Source organism: Micromonospora sp. NPDC000663, from assembly GCF_042898105.1.
Classification (GTDB): domain Bacteria; phylum Actinomycetota; class Actinomycetes; order Mycobacteriales; family Micromonosporaceae; genus Micromonospora.
Window position 1 is genome coordinate 238035 of record NZ_JBIAYR010000005.1, and the last position, 22587, is coordinate 260621.

The following is a 22587-nucleotide window of genomic DNA, read 5'->3' on the forward strand; positions in this document are numbered from 1 at the left end:
ACCGGACCGGTCAGGCCGGCGGGATGCGCCAGAGCCAGACGTCGTCGACGCGCTGCGGTTCGCCGAACAGGGCGGTGGCCGTACGCCGGACGGCGTCCTCGTCGACTCCGAACTTCGCGCCGTGCACCTCGTCGGCGAGCACCACCGTCTCGATGCGCCAGTGTCGCAGGTCCGACTCGACCTCCCGCCGCGTGCCGTCGGTGATGATCGGCACCAGCCCGGTGCGGCCGGCCTGGTCCATGAGAGCGCTCAGGGTGCGTGGCACCGGGCCGATCCGGCCGCGCCCGTCGGGGCCGCCGGGGCCGAGGAAGAACCCGCCCGGGATGGCGAACTCGCCCTGCCGGTGCGACAGCGCGTACGCCTGCCAGCGCTGACCGTCCGGGTAGATGTCCACGGTCAGCGGCACCGGCGTGAGCACGCCGTCCGGCGACACGTACTGCCGCCAGGTGCCAGACGTGATGAACTGCGGGATGGGCTCCCGCTCGTGGGTCAACAGCGGGGTGGGCAGCAGCGGCAGCAGGGCCACCGCGAACCCGAGCGCCCAGGCCAGCTCCGTGGAGCGGTGCCGTGGCGGCGCGGCGCGCAACTGGTCGACCGTGAACGCCAGCAGCACCCCGATCACCGGTGCGACCACCAGGGCCAGCCGGGCGGGCAGCGCGGCGTTCACCACCGGCAGCTGCCCGAGCAGGTCGAACGGCATCGGCAGGTCGGTGCGCCGCCCGTCGATCTTCGCGACCGGCCCGAAGGAGAGCACCGTGAAGACCAGCGCGAGGATGCCCAGCGCCCAGAGGGTGGCGCGCCGGCCGGGGTCGGCGCGTCGCCACAGGACCACGAAGCAGACCACGGTGAGGACGAGCAGCCCGATGCCGAAGAAGGAGTTCTCCTCGGTCGGGTTCGGTGCCAGCGAGGTGCCCAGGCCGACCTCGCCGGCCAGCGAGCGGCGCGGGTAGGCGGCGAACGCCGCGATGTCCTCGGAGTGGATCACCGGGTCGAAGCCGGTGCCGTGGAACCGCTGCGGCCCGGCGAAGTGCAGCCACAGCGGGTACGACAGCAGCACCCCGGCCACCACTGCCGTCACCGCGAGCCCGCGCAGGAAATCGGGCAGGGCGGCACGGGCCTCGGCCCGACGGGCGGGGTGAAGCGCCCAGGCGGCGACGAAGATGCCGAGGGCGAGCGCGGTGAAGAAGAGGCCCTCGGCGGCGATCGAGAAGGCCACCGCCACCAGCAGACCGAGGATCACCCCGTCGCGCAGCCAGTGCCCGGGGCGGCGCAGCGCGAACAGCCGCCAGATCAGCAGCGGCACCAGCCAGCCGGCCGTCCAGTTCAGGTGGGCGTTGGCGTGCGAGACCATGCCGGGGGAGTAGGCGATGAACAGGCCGCCCACCCCGGCCGCCAGCCGGCTGCGGACCAGGTGCCGTGAGAGCAGCCAGTACCAGGCCAGCGCTGTCGCGAACAGGTTCAGGGTGAGGATCACCAGGAACGTCGCCGGTGGCCCGATCAGGTACGTGAGGGGGGCGAAGACCACCGCGTACACCGTGATCGAGGTGTTGACCGCGAGGTTGACGCCGTCCGGGACGTTGATCAGGTACGTGAAGAGGGGGTTCTCCCCGTGGGTGACCGCATGCCCGCCGAAGGCCAGCAGCCACTCGAAGAGCGCCTGGTCGCTGGAGTTGACGGTGATGGTGCGCACGTGCGGGTCCCGCCACAGGCCGCTGGTCACCCAGACGGCGAGCGCGAGCGCCACCAGCACGACGATCAGGTCGGCCCGGCGGTCCCGGACGGCACGCGGCGGCGACGCGGGTGCGGGCCCGGTGGCCAGCGACGGGGAGGACGGCACGCAGCGGACGTTACCAACCGGACCTGGACGGGCCGGTCAGACCTGCGAGGAGGGGACCGCTGTTGTTGATGAGGGAACATTCGGGTCCCTCGTACACACCGGCGGTCGTGAATGTGTGCGCCTGCGCCATGTCATGCCGACGACACATGGACGTAACGTCGCGGCAATTCGACAGTGACCCAGTTCACAGTCCGCCCCTCAGGAGGCCGCCGTGCGCCGCTCCTCGTCCACCCTCCACCGCCTGATCGGCGCGGTCGCCGGGCTCGTCCTCGCCGCGGCGGGCGCGATCACCCTCGCCGCCCCCGCCCAGGCCGCCACCCTCACCCAGGTCACCGGGTTCGGCTCCAACCCGGGCAACCTCGCCATGTACGCCTACCGGCCGGACAACCTGCCGGCCAACTCCCCGGCAGTGGTGCTGCTGCACGGCTGCACCCAGAACGCCTCCGGCTACTTCGCCAACTCCGGCTGGCAGAAGTACGCCGACCAGTGGAAGTTCGCCCTGATCGTCGCCCAGCAGCCTTCCGGCAACAACGCCAACTCCTGCTTCAACTTCTTCGAGGCGGGGGACACCACGCGGGGTCAGGGCGAGGCGCTGTCGATCAAGCAGATGGTCGACCACGCCAAGACGAACTTCGGCGTGAACGGCTCCCGGGTCTACGTCAGCGGCCTCTCCGCGGGCGGGGCGATGAGCGCTGTCATGCTCGCCACCTACCCGGACGTCTTCGCCGCCGGATCGATCATCGCGGGCATCCCGTACCGCTGCGCCACCAGCACTGTCAACGCGTTCAGTTGCATGAACCCGGGCGCGGACAAGACCCCTGCCGCCTGGGGCGACCTGGTCCGTGGCGCGTACTCCGGCTACACCGGCCCGCGGCCCCGCGTGGCCATCTGGCACGGCACCTCGGACACCACTGTCACGCCGCTCAACGGGACCGAGTCCCGGGACCAGTGGACAAACGTGCGGGGGATCTTACAGACCCCGACCAGCACCTCCTCGCTGCCCGGCAACACCAGCCTGGAGGTGTACGGCAACGACGAGGTACGCCTGTACCGGGTCTCCGGAATGGGGCACGGCACCCCTGTCGATCCGGGTTCCGCGGCCGAGCAGTGCGGCACCGCCGGCGCGTACTTCCTGGACACCATCTGCTCGACGTACCGGGACGCGATCTTCTTCGGCCTGAACGGCGGCGGCACCACCCCGACCCCGACCCCCACGGCCACCCCGACGCCCACCCCCACGGCCACGCCCACGCCGACCCCCACCCCGAGCACTCCGGCGACCTGCGTGACGGCGAGCAACTACGCCCACGTCACCGCCGGGAGGGCGTACCAGTCCGGCGGCTACGCCTATGCGAACGGCTCGAACCAGCGGATGGGCCTCTACAACACCTTCTACACGAGCGCCCTCAAGCAGACCGCCCCCAACTACTGGGTGATCGGCTGCTGACCCCCTCTGGCCTGTTGATCAAGAGGTTCGCGTCAGATTCCGGCGTCCGGATGACGCAAACCTCTTGATCAACGCGAGGGGTGGGGGGTGGGTGTCAGGGCTGCGTGGAGCGCGCTGGGTAGGTCGGGGTGTTGGTACGGGAAGGCCGCTCGGGTGAGGACGCCGGGGAGGACGCGGGTGCTGGTGAGGGCCTCGTGGGAGAAGCCGCCGAGGGCCACCTTGAGGGCCAGGGCGGGGATCGGGATGATCGCCGGCCGGTGCAGCTGGCGGGCCAGCTCGCGGGTGAACTCGGCGTTGGTCACCGGGTTCGGGCCCACCACGTTGACCGGGCCGGCGATGTCGGCGCGGGCCAGCAGGAAGAGCGTCGCGTCCAGCCAGTCGTCCATCGAGATCCACGGCAGCCACTGCCGACCGCTGCCCAACCGGCCGGCGATCCCCAGCCTGAACGGCAGCAACTGCGGCTTGAGCAGTCCTCCGTCGCCGTGCAGCGGCAGGCCGGTCCGCAGCCGCACCACCCGTACCCCGGCGTCCTCGGCCGGTCGGGTCGCGGCCTCCCAGACCCGGCAGACGTCGGCCAGGAAACCCTCGCCGGCAGGCGCGTCCTCCTCGACCACCCGGTCGCCGGTGTTGCCGTACCAGCCGACGGCCGAGGAGTTGAGCAGCACCGCGGGACGGTCGGCGGCGGGCAGCCCGGCCACTGTGGTCGCCAGTGTGGTGGTGCTGTCCACCCGGCTGGTCCGGATCAACCGCCGGTAGTCGTCGTTCCAGCGCTTGTCACCGACACCCGCGCCGGCCAGGTTGACCACCGCGTCCGCCCCGGCGACCGCGGCCGGGTCGAGCTGCCCGGCGGCCGGGTTCCACTGCCGCTCCTGCGGCCCGCCTGGCGCCCGCCGGACGAGCCGGGTGACCTGGTGCCCGTCCACGGCGAGCCGGTCGGCCAGCCGGGTGCCGAGAAAGCCGGACGCGCCGGCCAGAAGGATCCGCATGCCCCCATCTTCGTCGAAAACACCGGCCACTGACGCGCCCCGGCCCCACTCCTCGCCGATCTTGCACTTCGTGTCGCCGATTCGCGGAGAAAGGTGAGGTTCGCCGGGACCGGAAGTACAAGATCGGCAAGGTGGTGGGGGATCAGGGTTTGCGCAGGTCGGCCAGGAGGCGCTCCACTTCGGCGTACGCGTCGGGGCTCAGCGGGCCTCGCGCCAGCGTCGCCAGGTTCTCGTCGGCCTGGGCCACGGTGCGCAGGCCGGGAATCGGCACCGTACGGGGGCTGCGAGCCAGCAGCCAGCCGAGCGCGCCCTGGGCGAGGGTCCGCCCGTCGGCGGTGAGCGCCGCGCGTACCTCGTCGACCCGTGCCGCCCAGCGCGGGGTCGGCTTTCCGTCGGTGAACCAGTGCAGCCACTCGGGTGCCCGCCCACGGACGTCGTCCGCGCCGAGCGCCCGGGTCGAGCCGGTGAGCAGCCCCATCGCCAGCGGCCCACGGTTGAGGCTGGCCAGGTCGTACCTGTCGCAGACGGCAAGCACCGCCGCGTTGTCGCTGAGCACCGACTCGTCGTGCTGAATGGCGACGCAGCGCGCCCCGGCCACCGCGAACGCCTCGGCCGAGGCCGGGTTGTCGGTGCTCCAGCCGTACGCCCGGATCTTGCCCTGGTCGACCAGGTCCTCCAGGGTGCCGACCAGCTCGAGCGCGGCGGGCACCGGCAGGTCGTTGATGTGCAGCTGGTAGAGGTCGACGTGGTCGGTGCCGAGACGGCGCAGCGAGTCCTCCAGGCTGCGGACCGCGAAGGCGGGGCTGGCGTCGGTGCCCAGCGCCCGTCGGGTCGCCTCGTCGCTGACGTTGCCGAACTTGGTGGCGATCACCGCGCTGTCGCGTCGGCCGGCGAGTGCCCGGCCGAGGATCCGTTCGCTGTGCCCGGCGCCGTAGTTGCTGGCGGTGTCGAACAGGGTCACCCCGAGGTCGAGGGCCCGGTGGATGGTGCGGATCGACTCGTCGTCGTCCACCTCGCCCCAGCCGAACGGCTGCCCGTCGTCACCCCAGAGCGGGCCACCGATCGCCCAGCAGCCCATCCCGATCGCGCTCACCTCGATGCCGCTGCGTCCCAGCGTCCGTGTCATGGTCATGCGGCCCAGCCTCCAACCTGGAGTGCACTCGAGGTCAAGGGCTACCATCGGCGGCCATGACCGGTTACGCCCCCGCGGAGGCCGCTCGGCGCAGCGGCTTCAGTCTGGACACCCTGCGGTACTACGAGAAGATCGGTCTGCTCGCCGACGTGGAACGCACGGCGGGCGGGCAGCGGGTCTTCACCGACGACGATCTCGGGTGGCTGGTGCTGTTCCGCTGCCTGCGGGACACCGGGATGCCGATCGCCCAGATGCGCCGCTACGCGCAGCTGGCCCGCGAGGGCAACCACACCGTGGACGAGCGCCTGGAGCTGCTGCGCCGGCATGCCGAGCAGGTGGAGGAGCAGATGCGGCTGCTCCAGCGCCAGTACGACCACCTGCGGGAGAAGATCCGCTTCTACGAGCGCCTGCCGGGCCGGTGACCGTCAGTCGGCCGGCCGGGGTGGCGCGGTCAGGCCGAGCAGTTCCTCGGCCGTCCCGGGCTGGCCGCTGAGGGAGTTCAGGGCGGTCACGAGCCGCTTCTCCTCGTACCGGAAGTGGGACTCCAGCAGCGCGGCCAACCCGTCCAGCTCGGCGCGCACCTGGGCCGCCGGCAGGGACGTGTCGGTGCCCAGCAGCGCCTCGACCCGGTGCAGGATCCCCGCCACCACCTCGTGGTCGGTGATCAGGTTCGCGATGACCGGGCGTAGCTCGGGGACCTGGTCGGCCAGCAGCCGGAACGCGCCGTCGTCCTCGCCCGTGTGGTGCCGGCCGAGTGCGGCGCAGAAGCTCAGGCAGTGTGCCCGCAGGTCCCGTGACCTGCCGGCGCCGTCGGGGTCGTCGAGGCTCTCCCGTAGGCGGGCCAACTCCGCGCCGAGCCAGAGGTGAATCTCGATCATCTGGTTGCCGACGGCGGCGAGCCGGTCGGCGGGTGAACTCTTCGGGTGCACGTTCGTCCCATGCTGTCCCCGCGCCTCCATGCCCACGGCGGCCTTCGTGCCGGGTGCACCGCGACGCTGTGCCGGAGCCTACCCGGACGGCTCACGGCGTGGTGGGCTCGTCCGGCTCCGGGAGGTCGTGCCAGCGGGCCCGCCAGGCGGCCTCGTGGGCCTCGTGGCTGATCCGCTCGTGGAAGACGGCGGCACGCAGCGCGTGCCGGGACTTCGACATCACCAGCACCTCCGCCGCCACGAGCGCCACGCAGATCACCGTCGCCAGGGTGAGCGCCCCCAGCGCGGGCAGGTGTTTACCGATCGGCAGGGCCGCTGTCAACACCACGATGACGCCCACCCGGGTCCAGGAGAGGGTGTGCAGGGTCCGGAGCTGGAACAGGATGTTGACGGCGTAGTAGCAGATCAGCCCGCCGAAGAGCATCAGTACGGCCGGCCCCTCGACCTTCTCGGCGATTCCACCGGCCGGGTCGGTGATCTTGTGCAGGACCTCCTCGTTGCCGATGGAGAAGAGGATGATCCCGGCGATCATCGGCAGGTAGAGGTACGCGTACGCGTCGCGGGCCATCGCCACCCGGGGAGCGCCCTCGGCCGCGTGCAGGGCGATCCGGGCGGCCGGGCCGATGAAGTCGAAGTGCGCCCACCAGAGGGCGGCGGTGACCACGATGCTGAGCGTGGCGGCCGTCACCGCCGGCCAGGTCGCCGGCTTGCCGAGCAGGTTGCCGCCCACGCCCGTGGAGATGACGGACTCGCCCAGCGCGATGATCAGGATGAGGTCATACCGTTCGGTCCAGTGCTCGGCGCTTGTCACCCCCCAGCCCCAGGTGCCGACGATGAAACCGGTGGCGAACTGGACCACCACCACGGCGATCCACAGGCCGTCCCGGATCATCGCCGCCTGGTTCGGGTCGGCGATCTGCGACGGGATCAGCGCGGCGGCCAGCAGCAGGATGATGCTCGCCGCCAGCTCGGGGGCGAACCGGCGCAGTTGCCGGCGCTCCTGCGGGCTGTCCCGCACGACATGCTGGTAGAGGACCCAGTGGATGCCGCGGACCACCACGTAGCTGATGGCCACCAGCATCGGGCCGGCGGCGCTGCCCTTCGGGTCGCTGAACGCCTGCGGCAGCGCCAGCGCGAACGCGAACAGGGCGGCCATCGCCACCACCATGAGCACCGGGACGTAACCCTCGCCGAGCCGTACCCGGGTGGCGACCAGGCTGTGCACCACCCAGCACCACCAGAGCACCGCCAACACCAGGGCCGCGTGCAGCAACTGTCGGCCGGAGACGTTCGCGGCGGTGGCCCGGGTGATGATGAAGAACGAGAAGACGAACACCAGGTCGAAGAAGACCTCGAACTTGTCCACCCGCGCGCCGGGGGCGATCGGGACGGCCGGGCCCAGTTGCCCACCCCGCCGGTAGCCACCCACTGTCTCACTCTGGCAGCGTCCGGCCTGGCCGGAGGCCGGAACGGGCTCAGTCCGTCCGGCGGTGTCGCAGGCCGTCCATGAGCAGGTCGAGCAGCCGGTCGGCCTGGTCGCGCTCGCCCGTGGCGAGGCTGATCCCGCTCACGCCGGCCAGCACGTCGGCGACGTCGACGTCGGCCCGGACGGTGCCGGCCGTGACGCTGGCGTCGAGGAGCCGGCCGAGTGCCTCCAGCAGTCGGTCGCGGCTGTGGGCGTACGGGTTGGCGCCGGAGGCGATCACCAGGCGCAGGGCGTCGGCCATGCCGCGCTTGGTGGCCAGGTAGTCGACGAACAGGGACATCCAGGCGCGCAGCGCCTGGTCGGGGGGCGACCGGTCGAGCAGGTCCGGTGCGGCGTCACAGAGCTTGCCCAGCTCGTTGCGGTAGGCCGCCTCGACCAGGGCCTCTCGGGTGGGGAAGTGGCGGTACAGGGTGCCGATGCCCACACCGGCCTGCCGGGCGATGGCGTCGAGCGTTACCTCCGGGCCGGGGTGGGAAAACGCCTGGACCGCGGCTTCCAGCAGCCGCTCGCGGTTGCGCAGCGCGTCCGCCCGCAGGGGGCGGGGGCTGGTCTCCGGCACGTCTCCTCCTTGGCTGTGCGGGCCGACGGTTTCCCCGTCGGGTGGTAACCGGAGGAAACTCCGGTTAGTCTCGGCCATAGCGGAGGATCCTCCGCTTCCATCGTACGGCGGGCCGACCGGCCCGCCCTCCCCGAACAAGGATGGATCATGACGACGAGCAACCCGATCACCACCCCGTTCGCCCATCACTCCACGGCCACGGACGTGATCAAGGGCGTGGACCTCGTCGGGCGGCGGGCGGTCGTCACCGGCGGATCGTCAGGCATCGGCGTGGAGACCGCCCGTGCCCTCGCCAGCGCCGGCGCCGAGGTCACACTTGCCGTGCGCAACCCCGACGCCGGCCAGAAGGCCGCCGACGACATCACCGCCACCACCGGCAACGAGCGCATCCTGGTGGCCCCGCTCGACCTCGCCGACCAGGGCTCGGTCGCCGACTTCGTGGCCAACTGGGACGGCCCGCTGCACATCCTGGTCAATAACGCCGGGATCATGGCCGCGCCGCTGAGCCGCACCCCGCAGGGCTGGGAGATGCAGTTCGCCACCAACCACCTCGGGCACTTCGCGCTCGCCACCGGGCTGCGCCCGGCGCTCGCCGCGGCCGGCGGGGCCCGCATCGTCTCGGTCAGCTCCGCCGCCCACCTGCGCTCCCCGGTGGTCTTCGAGGACATCCAGTACGACCGCCGGGAGTACGACCCCTGGCAGGCGTACGGGCAGTCGAAGACGGCGAACGTGCTGTTCGCCGTGGAGGCGACCCGCCGCTGGGCCGACGACGGCATCTTCACCAACTCGTTGATGCCCGGCGCGATCCGGACCAACCTCCAGCGGTACGTCAGCGACGAGGAGCTGACCCGGATGCGCTCCGGCAACGCGGCCGCCTGGAAGACCGTCGAGCAGGGTGCCGCCACCTCGGTGCTGGTCGCCGCGTCGCCGCTGCTGGACGGTGTCGGCGGGCGCTACTTCGAGGACTGCCAGCAGGCCGCCCCGGCCCAGCCAGGCGGGCGCACCGGTGTCGCCGAGTACGCGCTGGACCCGCAGGCCGCCGAACAACTCTGGGAGGTCTCCGAGACCCTGCTCAAGGGCTGAGTCCCCGCAGACGAAAGGGCGCCCCGGTCGACGACCGGGGCGCCCTTTCGGCGTTGGCGCGGGGATCAGGCCAGGCCCAGCTCCGACTCGAAGTTGCCGGCCTCCAGCCGCTCCTTGACCGAGGTCAGGAAGCGGGCCGCGTCGGCGCCGTCGATCAGGCGGTGGTCGTAGGACATGGCCAGGTAGACCATCGACCGGACCGCGATGACCTCGCCCAACTCCGGGTCGTTCACCACGACCGGACGCTTCACCACGGCACCCGTACCGAGCATCGCCGACTGCGGCGACGGCACGATCGGAGTGTCGAACAGAGCGCCCCGGCTGCCCGTGTTGGTGAGCGTGAAGGTCGCCCCGGCCATCTCGTCCGGGGTGATCTTGTTGGCCCGGGTGCGCTCGGCCAGGTCGGCGATCCGCTTGGCGATGCCGCCCATGTTGAGGTCACCGGCGTTGTGGATGACCGGCACGAGCAGGCCGCGCTCGGTGTCCACGGCGATGCCGAGGTGCTCGGCGGCCGGGTAGGTGATCGTGCCGCCCTCCAGGTCCATGCTGGCCTGGATGATCGGGTGGGTCTGGAGCGCCTCGATGGCGGCGAGGGCGAAGAACGGCAGGAAGGACAGCTTCACGCCGTGCTTGGCCTGGAACGAGTCCTTGGCCTTCACCCGCAGCTTGGCGACCTTGGTGACGTCCACCTCGACGACAGTGGTCAGCTGCGCCGTCTCGTGCAGCGACTGCTGCATCCGCTTGGCGATGGTCGCCCGGATCCTCGGCAGCTTCTCCGTGGTGCCCCGCTTGGCGCTGGGCTGCGGCTTGGCGGCCGGCTTCGGCGCGGCGGCCGACGGCGCGGCGGTCGGCTCAGCCGCCGGAGCCGGTGCGGCCTGGGCGGTCTTCGCCTTCTCGGCCGCGTCGAGGACGTCCTGCTTGCGGATCCGGCCACCCACACCGGTGCCGTTGAGCGTGGACAGGTCGACGCCGTGCTCGCTGGCCAGCTTGCGCACCAGCGGGGTCACGTAGCCTGCCGCCTCCTCGCCGTCACCCTGGGCCGGGGCGGACGGGCGCTGCGGGGCCGCGGTCGGCGCGGACGGCTGCGCCGCCTGCTCGGCCTTCGCCGGCTCCGCCGACGTCTCGGCCTCCGCGGACGGCTCGTTGTACGACATGCCCGGGGTCGGCTCCTCGACCTTCGGCTCCGGCTTCGGCTCGGCCTTCGGGGCCGGCGTGGCCTCCGCCTTCGGCTCGGGCTTCGGCTCGGACTTCGCCGGGGCCGCGCCCGCGACGCCGATGATGGCCAGGTCGGCGCCGACCGCGGCGGTCTCGTCCTCGGCGACCTTGATCTCCAGCACGGTGCCGGCGACCGGCGACGGGATCTCGGTGTCCACCTTGTCGGTGGAGACCTCCAGCAGCGGCTCGTCCACCTCGATGGTCTCGCCGACCTGCTTGAGCCAGCGCGTGACCGTACCCTCGGTGACGCTCTCACCCAGGGCGGGCATCTTCACCGGGGTGCCCTCGCCGGACGGCGCGGCGGCCGGAGCCGGCGTCTCGGCCGGCGCCTCGTCCTGGGCCACCTGGTCGGCGGTGCCCTCGGCGGCGGCGGTCGGCTCGGCGGCCGGCTCGACCTCCTCGGCCGGGGCCTGCTCCTGCGGGGCGGCCTCGCCACCGCCGGTCGACTCGCCCTCACCGGAGATGACAGCCAGCTCGCTGCCGACCTCGGCGGTCTCGTCCTCACCGACAACGATCCGGCTCAGCACGCCGGCAGCTGGGGACGGGATCTCGGTGTCGACCTTGTCGGTCGAGACCTCGAGCAGGGGCTCGTCGACCTCGACCGTGTCGCCCTCCTGCTTGAGCCAGCGCGTGACGGTGCCCTCGGTGACGCTCTCGCCGAGCCGGGGCATGGTGACCGATACCGGCATGTTCTCCAGACTCCTTCATTCCCCTAGGGGATCTTCGCCCGTCGCCGGACGCCGCGGTTTGGGTGATCAGGCGTGCGCGTGCAGCGGCTTGCCGGCGAGGGCCAGGTGCGCCTCGCCCAGGGCCTCGTTCTGGGTCGGGTGGGCGTGCACGAGCTGGGCGACCTCGGCCGGGTAGGCCTCCCAGTTGTAGATGAGCTGCGCCTCACCGATCAGCTCACCCACCCGGGCACCGACCATGTGCACGCCGACCACCGGGCCGTCCTCCACCCGGACCAGCTTCACGAAGCCGGTGGTCTTGAGGATCTGGCTCTTGCCGTTGCCGCCGAGCGGGTAGTTGTACGACGAGACCTTGTCGGCGCCGTACTGCTCCTTGGCCTTGGCCTCGGTCAGCCCCACCGACGCCAGCTCCGGGTCGCAGTAGGTGACCCGCGGGATGCCGACCTCGTCGATCACGGCCGGGGTCTGACCGGCGATCTCCTCGGCGACGAAGATGCCCTGCTGGAAGCCCCGGTGCGCGAGCTGCAGGCCGGGCACGATGTCGCCCACCGCGTAGACGTTCGGCACGCTGGTACGCAGCCGCTCGTCGGTCAGCACGTAGCCGCGGTCCATCTTGACGCCCTGCTCCTCGTACCCGAGGTTGGCGGTGTTCGGGCCGCGACCCACGGCGACCAGCAGCAGCTCGGCCTCGACGGTCTCGCCACCGGAGATCGTCAGCTTGACGCCGTTCTCGGTCTTCTCGACCTTCTCGAACGGCTTGCCGACCTTGAAGTTGATCTTCCGCTTGCGGAACGCCCGCTCCAGCGCCTTGGACGACTCCTCGTCCTCGGCGGCGACCAGCCGGGGCAGCGCCTCGACGATCGTCACGTCCGCGCCGAACGACTTCCACACGCTCGCGAACTCGACGCCGATCACGCCACCACCGAGGACGATCACCGACGACGGGACCCGGTCCAGGGTCAGCGCGTGGTCGCTTGTGATGATCCGCTCGCCGTCGACCTCCAGGCCGGGCAGGCTCTTCGCGTACGAGCCGGAGGCCAGGACGATGTTCCGGCCGGTGTAGCGCTTGCCGTCCACCTCGACCACGTTCCTGTCGACCAGCTTGCCGGCGCCCGCGACGAAGGTGATCTTCTTCGAGCCGCCCACCAGGCCCTGCAGGCCCTTGTACAGGCGGGAGATCACACCGTCCTTGTACGAGTTGACCCCTGCCATGTCGACGCCGACCAGCTCGGCCTTCACACCGAACTGCTCCGACTCGCGGGTCTGGTCGGCGATTTCGGCCGCGTGCAGAAGCGCCTTGGTGGGGATGCAGCCGTTGTGCAGGCAGGTGCCGCCGAGCTTGCCCTTTTCGATCAGCGCGACGGAGAGGTCAAGCTGGGCGGCACGCAGCGCCGCCGCGTAGCCGCCGCTGCCACCTCCGAGGATGACGATGTCGAAGGTCGCTTCGTTCGGCTCGCTCACGTCCAACTCCCAGGTCGCGTCGCTGCATCGGGGGTCACGGGGTTGTAACACGGACACACCCCACCTCGGTCATCTTGTCACCACCGGGCACAGGGTGCGTACCGAGGTGCCCAACGACACGTCATCGACACGTACCCTTGGCACCGTTGTCGATGACGCAGCATGGGGGAGACGTTCGGTGGGGTTGTTCCGACGCCGCAAGCAGGCGCGTGTGCCGAGCCACGACCGCGCGGCCGACCGAGGCGATCTGGCCCATCTGGAGAACTTCATCCGGAGTCGCCGCGGCGTCGAGGCGTTCATCGAGCCACGGACGACCGTGACGGAGACCACCGTCATCCTGATCGCCGACGACGGCGAGTGGACCCGCCGGCGGATCGACGGCCCCGACGGTGCCAGGCGCTTCGCGTACCGGATGGGCATCCCGGTGTACGACGTCCGGCTGATGGGCTACCCGCAGCGGATGCGCGACTTCAACGAGCGTCGCAAGCGCCGCCCCGAGCTGTACTGAGCGAGGGGCCCCCGGCATCGACCGGGGGCCCCTCGCTCAGTTCCGTCAGCCGTTTGCGGCGACGTCCTCGACGAGCTGTACGAGGGTGCGGACCGGAACGCCGGTGCCACCCTTGGTCCAGTAGCCCACCGGCTCGCCCGAGTGGTAACCCGGCCCGGCGATGTCGATGTGCGCCCAGGCCACGTCGTCGGTCACGAACTCGCGCAGGAACACGCCGCCCTGCAACATGTGACCGGCCCGGTCCATCCCGGCGTTGACCTGCGAGATGTCCGCCACGTCCGAGTCCATGCCCTTGCGTACGTCGTCGGGCAGCGGCATCGGCCACGCCGGCTCGCCGACGGCGTCGCCGATCACCCGGACCCGCTCGCACAGCTCCGGGGTGCCCATCACGCCGGCCATCCGCTTGCCCAGCGAGATCACCTGACCGCCGGTCAGGGTGGAGGTCTCGAACAGGTAGTCGGTGCCGTCGGCGCAGGCGCGGGCCATGGCGTCACCAAGGACCATCCGGCCCTCGGCGTCGGTGTTGAGCACCTCCACCTTCTTGCCGTTGAACATGCTGATCACGTCACCCGGCCGGTAGCTGGTGCCCGACGGCATGTTCTCCGCCATCGGCAGGTACCCGCTCACCGCCACTGACGGCTTGAGCGCCGCGATCGCCAGCATGGCCGCGCCCACCGCGGCGGCGCCCGCCATGTCGGACTTCATCTCCCACATGCCCTGCGCCGGCTTGATCGAGATGCCGCCGGTGTCGAAGGTGATGCCCTTGCCGACGAGCGCGACCCGCTTGCCGTTGCCGCCGCCCTGCGGGGTGTAGGTGAGCTTCACCAGCCGGGGTGGCGCCTCCGAGCCCTGCCCGACGGCGATGATGCCGCCGTACCCGCCGGCGGCCAGCGCCGCCTCGTCGAGCACCTCGACCTCGAGGCCTGCCTCGCGCGCCGCGCCGGCCACGGCGTCGGCGAACGACGGCGGACGCAGCTCGTTCGGCGCGGTGTTCACCCAGTCCCGGCTGAGCCGGACCGCGCCGGCCACCGCCTGCGCCCGGGTGATCTCCGCCTGGGCGCCCTCGTCGGCGGCGTCCGGCACCGCGATGACCACCTCGGCCACCGGCTCCCGCCGGGCCGGCTGCGGCCGGGTCTTGTAGCCGGCGAACCGGTACCCGCCCAGCAGCGCACCCTCGGCCACCGCGCGCAGCGCGGCCGGGGCGTCCGCGTCGTCGGGCAGCGGCATGGCCAGCGCCACCTTCGGCGCGCCCGCCAGGGCCCGGACGGCCGAGCCGGCGGCACGACGCAGCGTCTCCGGCGCCGGGGCGGCGCCGGACGGCTCCGGGCCGAGCCCGACGGCGACGACGAGTGGGGCGGTGACCGTGCCCAACGTGGCCAGCTTGATCACCTCGCCGGGGCCACCTGTCGCGCCGAGCAGCGCCAGCGTCTCGGTCAGCTTGCCGTCGAACGCGGCGGCGATGCTCTCCGCGCCGCTGGCGAGCAGGAGGGTGCCGGCGAGGCCGCTGGTGGCGCCCTGCTCTCCGGTCTGGCTGTGCACGCCGATCACGATCGCGTCGACGGCGAGCTCCGCGGGGTCGGTGTCGACCAGGCTCAGGGTGGTGGTGCGGGGCGATGTCACTGAAGCTACTCCGGGCGGGCCGGGCCGGCCGCGGCGTCGCGTACCGGCGATGAAGGTCTCCGGCGGAACCTACCCGCCGGACGTCAGGGCTGTCCCGCCGATCGTGCCGGCAGGGTCCCGCCGATGCTAACCAGCCACGTTGCCCCCGGTAAGTTCCCACCCATGACCGACGTGACCTCCGACGCCGCCGCGACCCGGCTGCGCCGTTCCCCGCTGCACGAGCGGCACACCGCCGCCGGCGCCAAGTTCGCCCCCTTCGGGGGCTGGGAGATGCCGCTGGAGTACGCCGGCGGCGGGGTGCTCAAGGAGCACACCTCGGTGCGTACGGCGGTGGGGGTCTTCGACGTCTCGCACCTGGGCAAGGCCCGGGTGAGCGGCCCCGGCGCGGCCGACTTCGTCAACGCCTGCCTCAGCAACGACCTGGGCCGGATCGGGCCCGGCCGGGCGCAGTACACGCTCTGCTGCGACGACGCCACCGGCGGCGTGGTGGACGACATCATCGCCTACCTGTACGCCGACGACCACGTCTTCCTCATCCCGAACGCCGCGAACACCGCCGAGGTGGTGCGCCGGCTGCGCGCCGCCGCGCCGGAGTCGGTCACCGTCACCGACGAGCACGAGGCGTACGCGGTGCTGGCCGTGCAGGGCCCCCGTTCGGGTGAGCTGCTGGCCGCCCTCGGCCTGCCCACCGAGCACGGCTACATGAGCTTCTCGGCGGCGACCCTGGCCGGGGTGGAGCTGACCGTCTGCCGCACCGGCTACACCGGCGAGCTGGGTTACGAGCTGGTCGTGCCGGCGGAGCACGCGGTGGCCGTCTGGGACGCGCTCTTCGCCGCCGGTGAGGCGTTCGAGTTGCGCGCCTGCGGGTTGGCGGCCCGGGACACGCTGCGCACCGAGATGGGCTACCCGCTGCACGGGCAGGACCTGTCGCTTGACATCACCCCGGTGCAGGCCCGCTCCGGCTGGGCGGTCGGCTGGGACAAGCAGGCCTTCTGGGGCCGCGACGCGCTGCTCGCCGAGAAGGCCGCCGGCCCCCGGCGTACGCTGCGCGGCCTGGTGGCAGTCGACCGCGCCATCCCGCGGCCGGGGATGACCCTGCACGTCGGCGACGAGCAGGTGGGCGTGGTGACCAGCGGCACCTTCAGCCCGACGAGGAAGCAGGGCATCGCGCTGGCCCTGCTGGACACCGACGCCAAGCTCGCGGACGGCGACGAGGTCGAGATCGACATCCGAGGCCGTCGAGCCCCGCTGACGCTGACGAAGCCCCCCTTCGTAACCCCCTCCGTACGCTGAGCTTGATCATGAGGTTGACGGGTTCTTCGGAGATCGAAATCGCCGTCAACCTCATGATCAACTCTGCTGGTCGGGTGGGGTGGGGGGTTCGCCCGAGTCCAGGACCGCCTGGGTCCAGCCGCCCTCGATGACACCCGTCGCGTCCAGGACGGCCCAGTCGACTACGTCGGTCGCCTCCACCACCACCGGGGCGCCGATGCGCACGCTCGGGTCGGTGTTGGCGTCGCTGGCGCTCACGCCGACGATCCGCTCCGGAGCCTCCCACGAGGTGACACCCGCCCAGACGTACTCCGGGCCGTCGTCGCCGGGAAGGCCGTACTTCACCACCAGCTGCGACTCGGCGGGCAACCGGCCGGCCACGAAGCGTGCCCGCGCGTCGCCCAGCGCCGCGCGGGCCGTGGCGACCGCCCGGCTCATCGCGTCACCGGACCGGGCGTAGCGCACGTCCGGCTGGATCCCGGAGAACAGCGTCGCGCACGCGGCGGCGTAGTAACGCCCGTCCGGGCCGGGATGCCCGGCCGGCGGGCGCAGGCTCAGGAACGAGTCGGCCTCCGGATCGGTCGCCGGGTCCAGCTCCAGGCGCAGCAGCACAGGCGCCGTCGCGCCGTGCTGCTCCGGGTTGCCGTACGCCACCGCGATGTCGTGCCCGGTGACGGTGGCCAGCACCGGCAGCTGCACGAACGCCGGCACCTCGTCGCCGGTGAGCCCGTCGGTCCAGTCCCGCAGGAGCCGACGCGCCGCGCCGGTCATCACCGCACCCCAGGCCCGGGTCAGATGGTCGGGCACCCCCTGGGTCTGCAACTCCAGCAGGCCGAAGCGGCGCAGCCCCTTGGTGGTGAACCACAGCCCCTCGGTGTCCGAGGAGTACGGCACCAGCACCCAGTCGACAAGCCGGATCCGGCCCTGCTCGTCGGGGAGCGAGCGCAGCGCGGTGGCCGGGTCGAGGAACTGGAGGCCGAACACGTCCACCACGTCGCCGTCGACGGACTCGGCGACCGCCGCCGCGACCGCCCGGGCCGCCCACTCGTGCGCCGGGGGCCAGCCCGGCCGGTACTCGGCCTGCACCACGACGAGGTGCGTCGCCGCCGCCAGCCGCGCCAGCTGCTCCTCGGTGGCGCCGAACGCGGTGAGCAGATCCGGTGGCAGCTCGGGGAACTCAGAGATCGGCCTGGTGTCCACGCTCATCAGCGGGCTGTCCAGCATCTGCCGGGCGAGCCCGTGCACCGGCTCGGCGAGCCGGCCGGTGAGCGCCGCCACCGCCGTCTTCGCGCTGACCTTCGGCAGCCCCACCATCGGCACCAGGTAGGTCGCGCTGAGCGACTCCGGCACCGGTACGGGCAGGAAGTCGTCAGTGATGAGCATGTGGGTTCCCCCGGTTGCCGTGCCGGTGCTGTCGAGCCGAACGCTACCCGGCCCGCCGCGCCCGCTTCAGGCGGACAGCACCAGACCCAGGTAGACCAGCGTGGTGACCACCTCGACCGTCGCACCGAGCACGTCGCCGGTGATGCCGCCGAACCGGCGTACCACGTGGTGGAGCAGCGCGAGCGCGACGGCGATCGCGACGACGACGGCCAGTGGCCCCTGCCACGGACGGCCCGGCACCGCGGGCACCGCCAGCAGCGCGACGGTGACCGCGCCGGCGGCCAGTGCCAGCGGGCCGACAGTGCCGGCCACCAGCGCGCCGAGCCCGTCGGGTCGGGCCGCCGGTACGCCCCGACGGCAGGCGACGGTCACGCCCAGCCGCCCGGCGGCCGTCGCCGCGACCACCGCCGCGAGGCACGCCGGCCAGGGGCGGCCGGCCAGCTCGGTGAGCGCCGCCGCCTGCACCAGCAGGACGACCACCAGGGCGACCACGCCGAACGGGCCGACGTCCGGCTTCTTCATGATCTCCAGTGCCGCCGCGCCCCGCCGGTACGAGCCGAGGGCGTCCACGGTGTCGGCCAGCCCGTCGAGGTGCAGCCCGCGGGTGAGCAGGGCCGCGGCCCCCAGCGTCACCCCGGCGGCCACCAGCGGTGCGGCGAGCGCGCCGACGAGCAGCAGCACCCCGGCCAACAGCGCCCCGAGCAGCGCGCCGACCACCGGGGCGAGCGCCATGGCGGTGCCGGCCACCGGGCGGTCGATTCGCCCGGCGCGCACCGGCAGGGTGCTGAACGTGGTGACCGCCAGTCGGGCGCCCGCGACGAGCCGCGACTCAGCCGGCACGCCAGCCCGACGCCGGCTGCTCGTCGGCGCCGGTGCTGGCCGGGCCCGGCCCGTCCGGCTCCGGCTCGGCGAAGTCCGGTTCGGTGTACTCCTCGTCGGTGTACTCCGGCTCCTCGGACGCCGGCTCGTCGCCGCCCAGCGACGGGTGGGTCGGCAGCGCGGCGGCAAGCGCCAGCACCGAGCGCAGCAGCGGCAACGCGACAAGCGCGTTGGCGCCCTCGCCCAGATCCAGTCGAAGATCCAGCAGCGGGGTGAGGCCGAGCACGTCGGCGGCGAGCCGCACCGCTGGGTGCCCGCCGTGGTCGGCGAGCAGGCACCAGTGACGGGCCTGCCCGGCCAGGTCGCGGCTGACCATTCCGGCGGCCAGCCCGACCGGCCCGTCCAGCAGCACCGGCACCCGCCGGGCGGTCGCGCCCAGCAGCACACCGGTGGCCACCGCCACGTCACCGCCGCCCAGTTCCGCAAGCACGTCCTTGGCGCCTCGGGGCGAACGACGGGTGCGGTGCAACGCGTCGCGTACCGCCGCGCAGCGGACCATCCAGGCCGCGTCGTCGATCTCGCCGGAGTCGGTGATCACCCGACCGAGCACGGCCGGGGGTTCCGCGCCCGCCGTGGCCGCGAGCACCGCCGCGGCCGCCGCTTCGGTGCCGGCCCCGCACGCCCCCAGCACCAGCAGTTGTACGCCGGCGTCGGCGGCCTGCTCCGCCAGCCGCCAGCCGTACCGCAGCGCCGACTCGACCTGCTCGGGGCTGAGCGCCGGCTCGTCCTCAATGGCCGCCGCCGTGGGGGCGTCCACCACCTGGAGGCTCGCGCCGCTCTCGGCGGCCAGCCGGGCCAACGCGCCCTGACCGGCGCGGGCCTGCCGGGCCCGGCGCGCCGACTCACCGGGGACGGCGCCGGCCGACGCCCCGCCGGAGTGGTCGCCGTGCAGCAGCAGCACCCGTACCGAGCCCCAGGGGGCCGGCGTCGAGGTGGCCTGGGTGGCGGCCGCGAAGCCGACCACCCGGTCCAGGACGCCCAGCCCGGCGCCAGGTACGTCCAACGTGGCCAGACGGTCGACGGCCTGCGGGCCGGCGTACTCGTCGGGCATCGGAAGCTCCATGCCCGGCTGGATGGCCAGTCCGGTGGCGACCATCGGCAGCGCCATCGTGGGCGCGGCCCACGGGTTGCCGGGCTCCTGGTTCGGGGCGGGCGGCGCCGGATGGGTCAGCACCTCGGGCAGCTGCACCTCGGGGGTGGGCTCGGTGTCGGTGTCGGCCGGGACCTGCTGGGGGGCGACACGTGCGGTGGCCGTCGCGGTCGCGGTCGCCGCCGGCACCGCCTGGTCGGTCGGCTTCAGCCACACCGGCTGGCCGGCGACCACCAGCGCCACCGCGTCGCAGGCGTCCGCTACCGCGCGGTTCGCCGCGCCGAGCGCGTCGGTGAACGCCCGACCCAGCGGCGTGGTCGGCACCAGCGACAACCCCACCTCGGGGCTGACCAGCACCACCTTCGCCGAGCAGGTGCGGACAGCCTCGGCCAGCTCGGCGATCGTCGCCACGTCGTCGGCCGGCTGGTGCTCGGGGTCGAGCAGCACCGTCACCCAGCCGCCCAGGTCGTCCACGAGCAGCGTCTCGTTGGGCTCGGCGGACGCGAGCACGTCCGCCAGCCGGCGTGGATCCTCGGCGGTCTCCTCGGTCGTCCAGCTGCCCGGCCGGCGGGCGCGGTGCGACGCCAGCCGCGTCGCCCACTCGGTGTCCTCCGGGTCGCCCTCCGGCGCGGTGGCGAGGTAGCGGACCACCGGTGCGTCGATGACCAGGGACTCGGCGAACTCCGACTTGCCGGACCGGGTGCCGCCGAGCACCAGGACCGTGTTCCACCCGTCAACGGACATGCCCGTACCTTAAGGCCGGCCGGGGTCGCGCTGCCTGCCGGCCCGGCGCCGTGGCGGACCGGGATTGATCAACCCACCGGTCGCGGCGGAGGCGAGCGAGCGGCCGTCGGGCGCGGGGCCGACTACGCTGGCGGGGGTTCGTCCCACGGGGACTTCAGCGGCGAGGGGAGACGCGGCATGGCGTGGAGCTGGCGGTACGAGGGCACGGACGGGCAGACGGTCGAGGGACCTGCGGAGTCGTTCGGCAGTCAGGCCGACGCCGAATCCTGGATCGGTCAGACCTGGCGGGAGCTCGCGGCGTCCGGCGTCACATCGGTCGCGCTCGTGGAGGACGACCGGGTGGATTACCGGATGAGCCTGCTGCCCACGGCCGAGTGATGAGCTACGACCGGCCGGGCGCCGACGGGCTGGTGCTCGGCGTGCCGAAGGCGGCGTTCCGGCCCAGCCCGGTCTTCCTCGGCCTGGTCGCGCTCTTCGCCGTCAGCGGCGTGCTGAGCTGGAACGGGTACGGCAACGCCCGGTTCAACGTGTTCCTGTTCGTGGTTTCCGGCTGGCTGGTCTCGCTCTGCCTGCACGAGTACGCCCACGCGGTGGTCGCCTACCGGGCCGGTGACCGGGACATCGCCCACCGCGGCTACCTGACGCTCAACCCGTTCAAGTACACCCACCCGCTGCTGTCGATCGTGCTGCCGGTGGTGGTGGTGCTGCTCGGCGGCATCGGCCTGCCCGGCGGGGCGGTGTGGGTGGACCGGCACTCCATCCCGGGGCGGCTGCGGCACACACTTGTCAGCCTCGCCGGCCCGGCGACGAACGTGCTGTTCACGTTGCTGCTGGTGCTGGCGGTACGACTCGGTACGTCCTCGGGTGGCCCTGTGGAGTTCTGGGCCGGGGTGGCGCTGCTGGCGTTCCTCCAGCTCACCGCGAGCGTGCTCAACCTGCTGCCGGTGCCCGGCCTGGACGGCGGCAACATGATCCAACCGTGGCTCAACCCGCAGTGGCGGCGGATGTACGACCTGTTCGCCCCGTACGGCTTCATCCTGCTCTTCGCGCTGCTGTGGAACCCGCGCATCGGAGGGTGGTTCTTCGACGCGGTCTTCGCGGTCGGTGACCTGCTCGGCCTGCCGTCGTGGCTCTACGCCACCGGCCTGGATCTGATCCGCTTCTGGCAGAGCTGAGCTGACCCGACCCGGTCGGCGCGACGGGTGACGCGCCGACCGGGCCGGACCGGCGTCAGGGACGCTGCGCGGGAGACTCGGTCTTCGCCGGGTCCCGTTCGGTGACTGGCTCGACGATCTCGTCGATCGCCTTGAGCAGTTCGGCGTCGAGCTTCACCCCGGCCGCCTTCACGTTGTCGTGCACCTGGTCCGGGCGGGACGCGCCGATGATCGCCGAGGAGACGTTCGGGCTCTGCAGGACCCACGCCACGGCGAGCTGGGCCATGCTCAGCCCGGCCTGCTCGGCGAGGGGCTTGAGCCGCTGCACCCGGGTCAGCACGTCGTCGTTCATGAACCGGGAGATGAAGCCCGCGCCGGACTTCTCGTCGGTGGCGCGGGAACCGGCCGGCGGCGGCTGGCCCGGCAGGTACTTGCCGGAGAGCACGCCCTGCGCCATCGGCGACCAGACGATCTGCCCGATGCCCAGCTCCTCGCTGGCCGGCACCACCTCGGCCTCGATGACCCGCCACAGCATCGAGTACTGCGGCTGGTTGGAGACGAGCGGGACGTGCAGCTCCCGGGCGAGCGGGTGCGCGGCGCGCAGCTGCTCGGCGGTCCACTCGGAGACCCCGATGTAGTGCGCCTTACCGGAGTGCACGACGTCGGCGAAGGCCTCCATCGTCTCCTCCAGCGGCGTGCTGTAGTCGTACCTGTGGGCCTGGTACAGGTCCACGTAGTCGGTACGCAGCCGGCGCAGCGAGCCGTTGATCGACTCCATGATGTGCTTGCGGGACAGGCCACGGTCGTTGCGACCCGGCCCGGTCGGCCAGTAGACCTTCGTGAAGATTTCCAGGCCCTCCCGGCGTTCGTTCTCCAGCGCCCGGCCGAGCACGTCCTCCGCTCGGGTGCCGGCGTACACGTCCGCGGTGTCGAAGGTCGTGATCCCCGCGTCCAGGGCAGCCCGCACGCAGGCGAACGCGGCGTCCTCCTCCACCTGCGAACCGTGGGTGATCCAGTTGCCGTACGAGATCTCGCTGACCATCAGGCCGGAACGGCCCAGGTGTCGGAATTCCATTCCCCGACCCTAGACCCGCCAGGTGAACACCGCCGACCGGC

The 22587-nt window shown here is 72.4% G+C and carries 20 protein-coding genes; 7 read left to right on the top strand and 13 right to left on the bottom strand.

Annotated elements, in window-relative coordinates; all coding sequences use genetic code 11:
- Positions 1 to 10: 10 nt before the first annotated feature.
- Positions 11 to 1837 carry a DUF2079 domain-containing protein gene (locus ACFY1S_RS19640; protein ID WP_387119852.1) on the bottom strand — a complete coding sequence of 609 codons (1827 nt, stop codon included), beginning with the start codon at positions 1835 to 1837 and terminating at the stop codon, positions 11 to 13.
- A gap of 211 nt (positions 1838 to 2048) precedes the next feature.
- Between ACFY1S_RS19640 and ACFY1S_RS19645 the strand changes: the two genes are divergently transcribed.
- The gene (locus ACFY1S_RS19645) at positions 2049 to 3284 is read left to right on the top strand and encodes a PHB depolymerase family esterase (RefSeq protein ID WP_387119855.1); all 1236 of its coding nucleotides are present in this window, start codon (positions 2049 to 2051) and stop codon (positions 3282 to 3284) included.
- 68 nt (positions 3285 to 3352) lie between these two features.
- On the opposite strand, the gene ACFY1S_RS19650 is transcribed toward ACFY1S_RS19645, so the two are convergent.
- Entirely contained in the window at positions 3353 to 4270 is a 918-nt protein-coding gene (locus ACFY1S_RS19650; protein ID WP_387119859.1) for a TIGR01777 family oxidoreductase, read from the bottom strand.
- 142 nt (positions 4271 to 4412) lie between these two features.
- Positions 4413 to 5402 (bottom strand): aldo/keto reductase, encoded by a 990-nt coding sequence (locus tag ACFY1S_RS19655; RefSeq protein ID WP_387119862.1) that lies wholly within the window; start codon positions 5400 to 5402, stop codon positions 4413 to 4415.
- 56 nt (positions 5403 to 5458) lie between these two features.
- On the opposite strand from ACFY1S_RS19655, the gene ACFY1S_RS19660 reads away from it, so the two are divergent.
- Positions 5459 to 5824 (top strand): MerR family transcriptional regulator, encoded by a 366-nt coding sequence (locus ACFY1S_RS19660; protein ID WP_387119865.1) that lies wholly within the window; start codon positions 5459 to 5461, stop codon positions 5822 to 5824.
- A gap of 3 nt (positions 5825 to 5827) precedes the next feature.
- Here the strand turns inward: ACFY1S_RS19660 and ACFY1S_RS19665 are convergent, their stop codons facing one another.
- The 3 genes from ACFY1S_RS19665 to ACFY1S_RS19675 form a co-directional block, all read right to left on the bottom strand.
- Positions 5828 to 6361, bottom strand: a complete 534-nt coding sequence (locus ACFY1S_RS19665) for a hemerythrin domain-containing protein (RefSeq protein WP_387120275.1) — start codon at positions 6359 to 6361, stop codon at positions 5828 to 5830.
- A 61-nt stretch (positions 6362 to 6422) separates the two neighbouring features.
- Positions 6423 to 7760: a low temperature requirement protein A gene (locus ACFY1S_RS19670; RefSeq protein WP_387119868.1), complete on the bottom strand. Its 1338-nt coding sequence runs from the start codon at positions 7758 to 7760 to the stop codon at positions 6423 to 6425.
- A 46-nt stretch (positions 7761 to 7806) separates the two neighbouring features.
- Positions 7807 to 8376 (bottom strand): TetR/AcrR family transcriptional regulator, encoded by a 570-nt coding sequence (locus ACFY1S_RS19675; protein ID WP_387119871.1) that lies wholly within the window; start codon positions 8374 to 8376, stop codon positions 7807 to 7809.
- 147 nt (positions 8377 to 8523) lie between these two features.
- On the opposite strand from ACFY1S_RS19675, the gene ACFY1S_RS19680 reads away from it, so the two are divergent.
- On the top strand, positions 8524 to 9459 hold the full coding sequence (locus ACFY1S_RS19680) for an SDR family NAD(P)-dependent oxidoreductase (protein ID WP_387119874.1): 936 nt from the start codon (positions 8524 to 8526) through the stop codon (positions 9457 to 9459).
- A gap of 65 nt (positions 9460 to 9524) precedes the next feature.
- Here ACFY1S_RS19680 and sucB read toward each other — a convergent pair whose 3' ends face one another.
- Both sucB and lpdA read right to left on the bottom strand, forming a co-directional pair.
- Complete coding sequence (gene sucB, locus ACFY1S_RS19685; RefSeq protein ID WP_387119877.1) at positions 9525 to 11363, bottom strand: 2-oxoglutarate dehydrogenase, E2 component, dihydrolipoamide succinyltransferase; 1839 nt, start codon at positions 11361 to 11363, stop codon at positions 9525 to 9527.
- A gap of 66 nt (positions 11364 to 11429) precedes the next feature.
- Positions 11430 to 12821, bottom strand: coding sequence for a dihydrolipoyl dehydrogenase (lpdA, locus tag ACFY1S_RS19690; protein WP_387119880.1), 1392 nt, complete (start codon positions 12819 to 12821; stop codon positions 11430 to 11432).
- 178 nt (positions 12822 to 12999) lie between these two features.
- On the opposite strand from lpdA, the gene ACFY1S_RS19695 reads away from it, so the two are divergent.
- Positions 13000 to 13329, top strand: a complete 330-nt coding sequence (locus ACFY1S_RS19695) for a hypothetical protein (RefSeq protein ID WP_357991777.1) — start codon at positions 13000 to 13002, stop codon at positions 13327 to 13329.
- Between the two features lie 45 nt (positions 13330 to 13374).
- Here ACFY1S_RS19695 and ACFY1S_RS19700 read toward each other — a convergent pair whose 3' ends face one another.
- The gene (locus ACFY1S_RS19700; protein ID WP_364362515.1) at positions 13375 to 14949 is read right to left on the bottom strand and encodes a leucyl aminopeptidase; all 1575 of its coding nucleotides are present in this window, start codon (positions 14947 to 14949) and stop codon (positions 13375 to 13377) included.
- 162 nt (positions 14950 to 15111) lie between these two features.
- On the opposite strand from ACFY1S_RS19700, the gene gcvT reads away from it, so the two are divergent.
- Positions 15112 to 16242: a glycine cleavage system aminomethyltransferase GcvT gene (gene gcvT / locus ACFY1S_RS19705; protein WP_387119883.1), complete on the top strand. Its 1131-nt coding sequence runs from the start codon at positions 15112 to 15114 to the stop codon at positions 16240 to 16242.
- A gap of 57 nt (positions 16243 to 16299) precedes the next feature.
- On the opposite strand, the gene ACFY1S_RS19710 is transcribed toward gcvT, so the two are convergent.
- The 3 genes from ACFY1S_RS19710 to ACFY1S_RS19720 all read right to left on the bottom strand — a co-directional run bounded on the left by ACFY1S_RS19710 (position 16300) and on the right by ACFY1S_RS19720 (position 20317).
- Complete coding sequence (locus ACFY1S_RS19710) at positions 16300 to 17604, bottom strand: DUF2314 domain-containing protein (RefSeq protein ID WP_387119886.1); 1305 nt, start codon at positions 17602 to 17604, stop codon at positions 16300 to 16302.
- Between the two features lie 66 nt (positions 17605 to 17670).
- On the bottom strand, positions 17671 to 18444 hold the full coding sequence (locus ACFY1S_RS19715; RefSeq protein ID WP_387119889.1) for an adenosylcobinamide-GDP ribazoletransferase: 774 nt from the start codon (positions 18442 to 18444) through the stop codon (positions 17671 to 17673).
- Complete coding sequence (locus ACFY1S_RS19720; RefSeq protein ID WP_387119892.1) at positions 18434 to 20317, bottom strand: bifunctional adenosylcobinamide kinase/adenosylcobinamide-phosphate guanylyltransferase; 1884 nt, start codon at positions 20315 to 20317, stop codon at positions 18434 to 18436. Before ACFY1S_RS19720 ends, ACFY1S_RS19715 begins: the two co-directional genes overlap by 11 nt.
- A 177-nt stretch (positions 20318 to 20494) precedes the next feature.
- On the opposite strand from ACFY1S_RS19720, the gene ACFY1S_RS19725 reads away from it, so the two are divergent.
- Together ACFY1S_RS19725 and ACFY1S_RS19730 are read left to right on the top strand one after the other, a co-directional pair.
- Entirely contained in the window at positions 20495 to 20695 is a 201-nt protein-coding gene (locus ACFY1S_RS19725; protein WP_007463228.1) for a hypothetical protein, read from the top strand.
- The gene (locus tag ACFY1S_RS19730; RefSeq protein WP_364362520.1) at positions 20695 to 21492 is read left to right on the top strand and encodes a site-2 protease family protein; all 798 of its coding nucleotides are present in this window, start codon (positions 20695 to 20697) and stop codon (positions 21490 to 21492) included. Before ACFY1S_RS19725 ends, ACFY1S_RS19730 begins: the two co-directional genes overlap by 1 nt.
- A gap of 55 nt (positions 21493 to 21547) precedes the next feature.
- On the opposite strand, the gene ACFY1S_RS19735 is transcribed toward ACFY1S_RS19730, so the two are convergent.
- Positions 21548 to 22546: an aldo/keto reductase family protein gene (locus tag ACFY1S_RS19735; protein ID WP_387119895.1), complete on the bottom strand. Its 999-nt coding sequence runs from the start codon at positions 22544 to 22546 to the stop codon at positions 21548 to 21550.
- Positions 22547 to 22587: the final 41 nt, after the last annotated feature.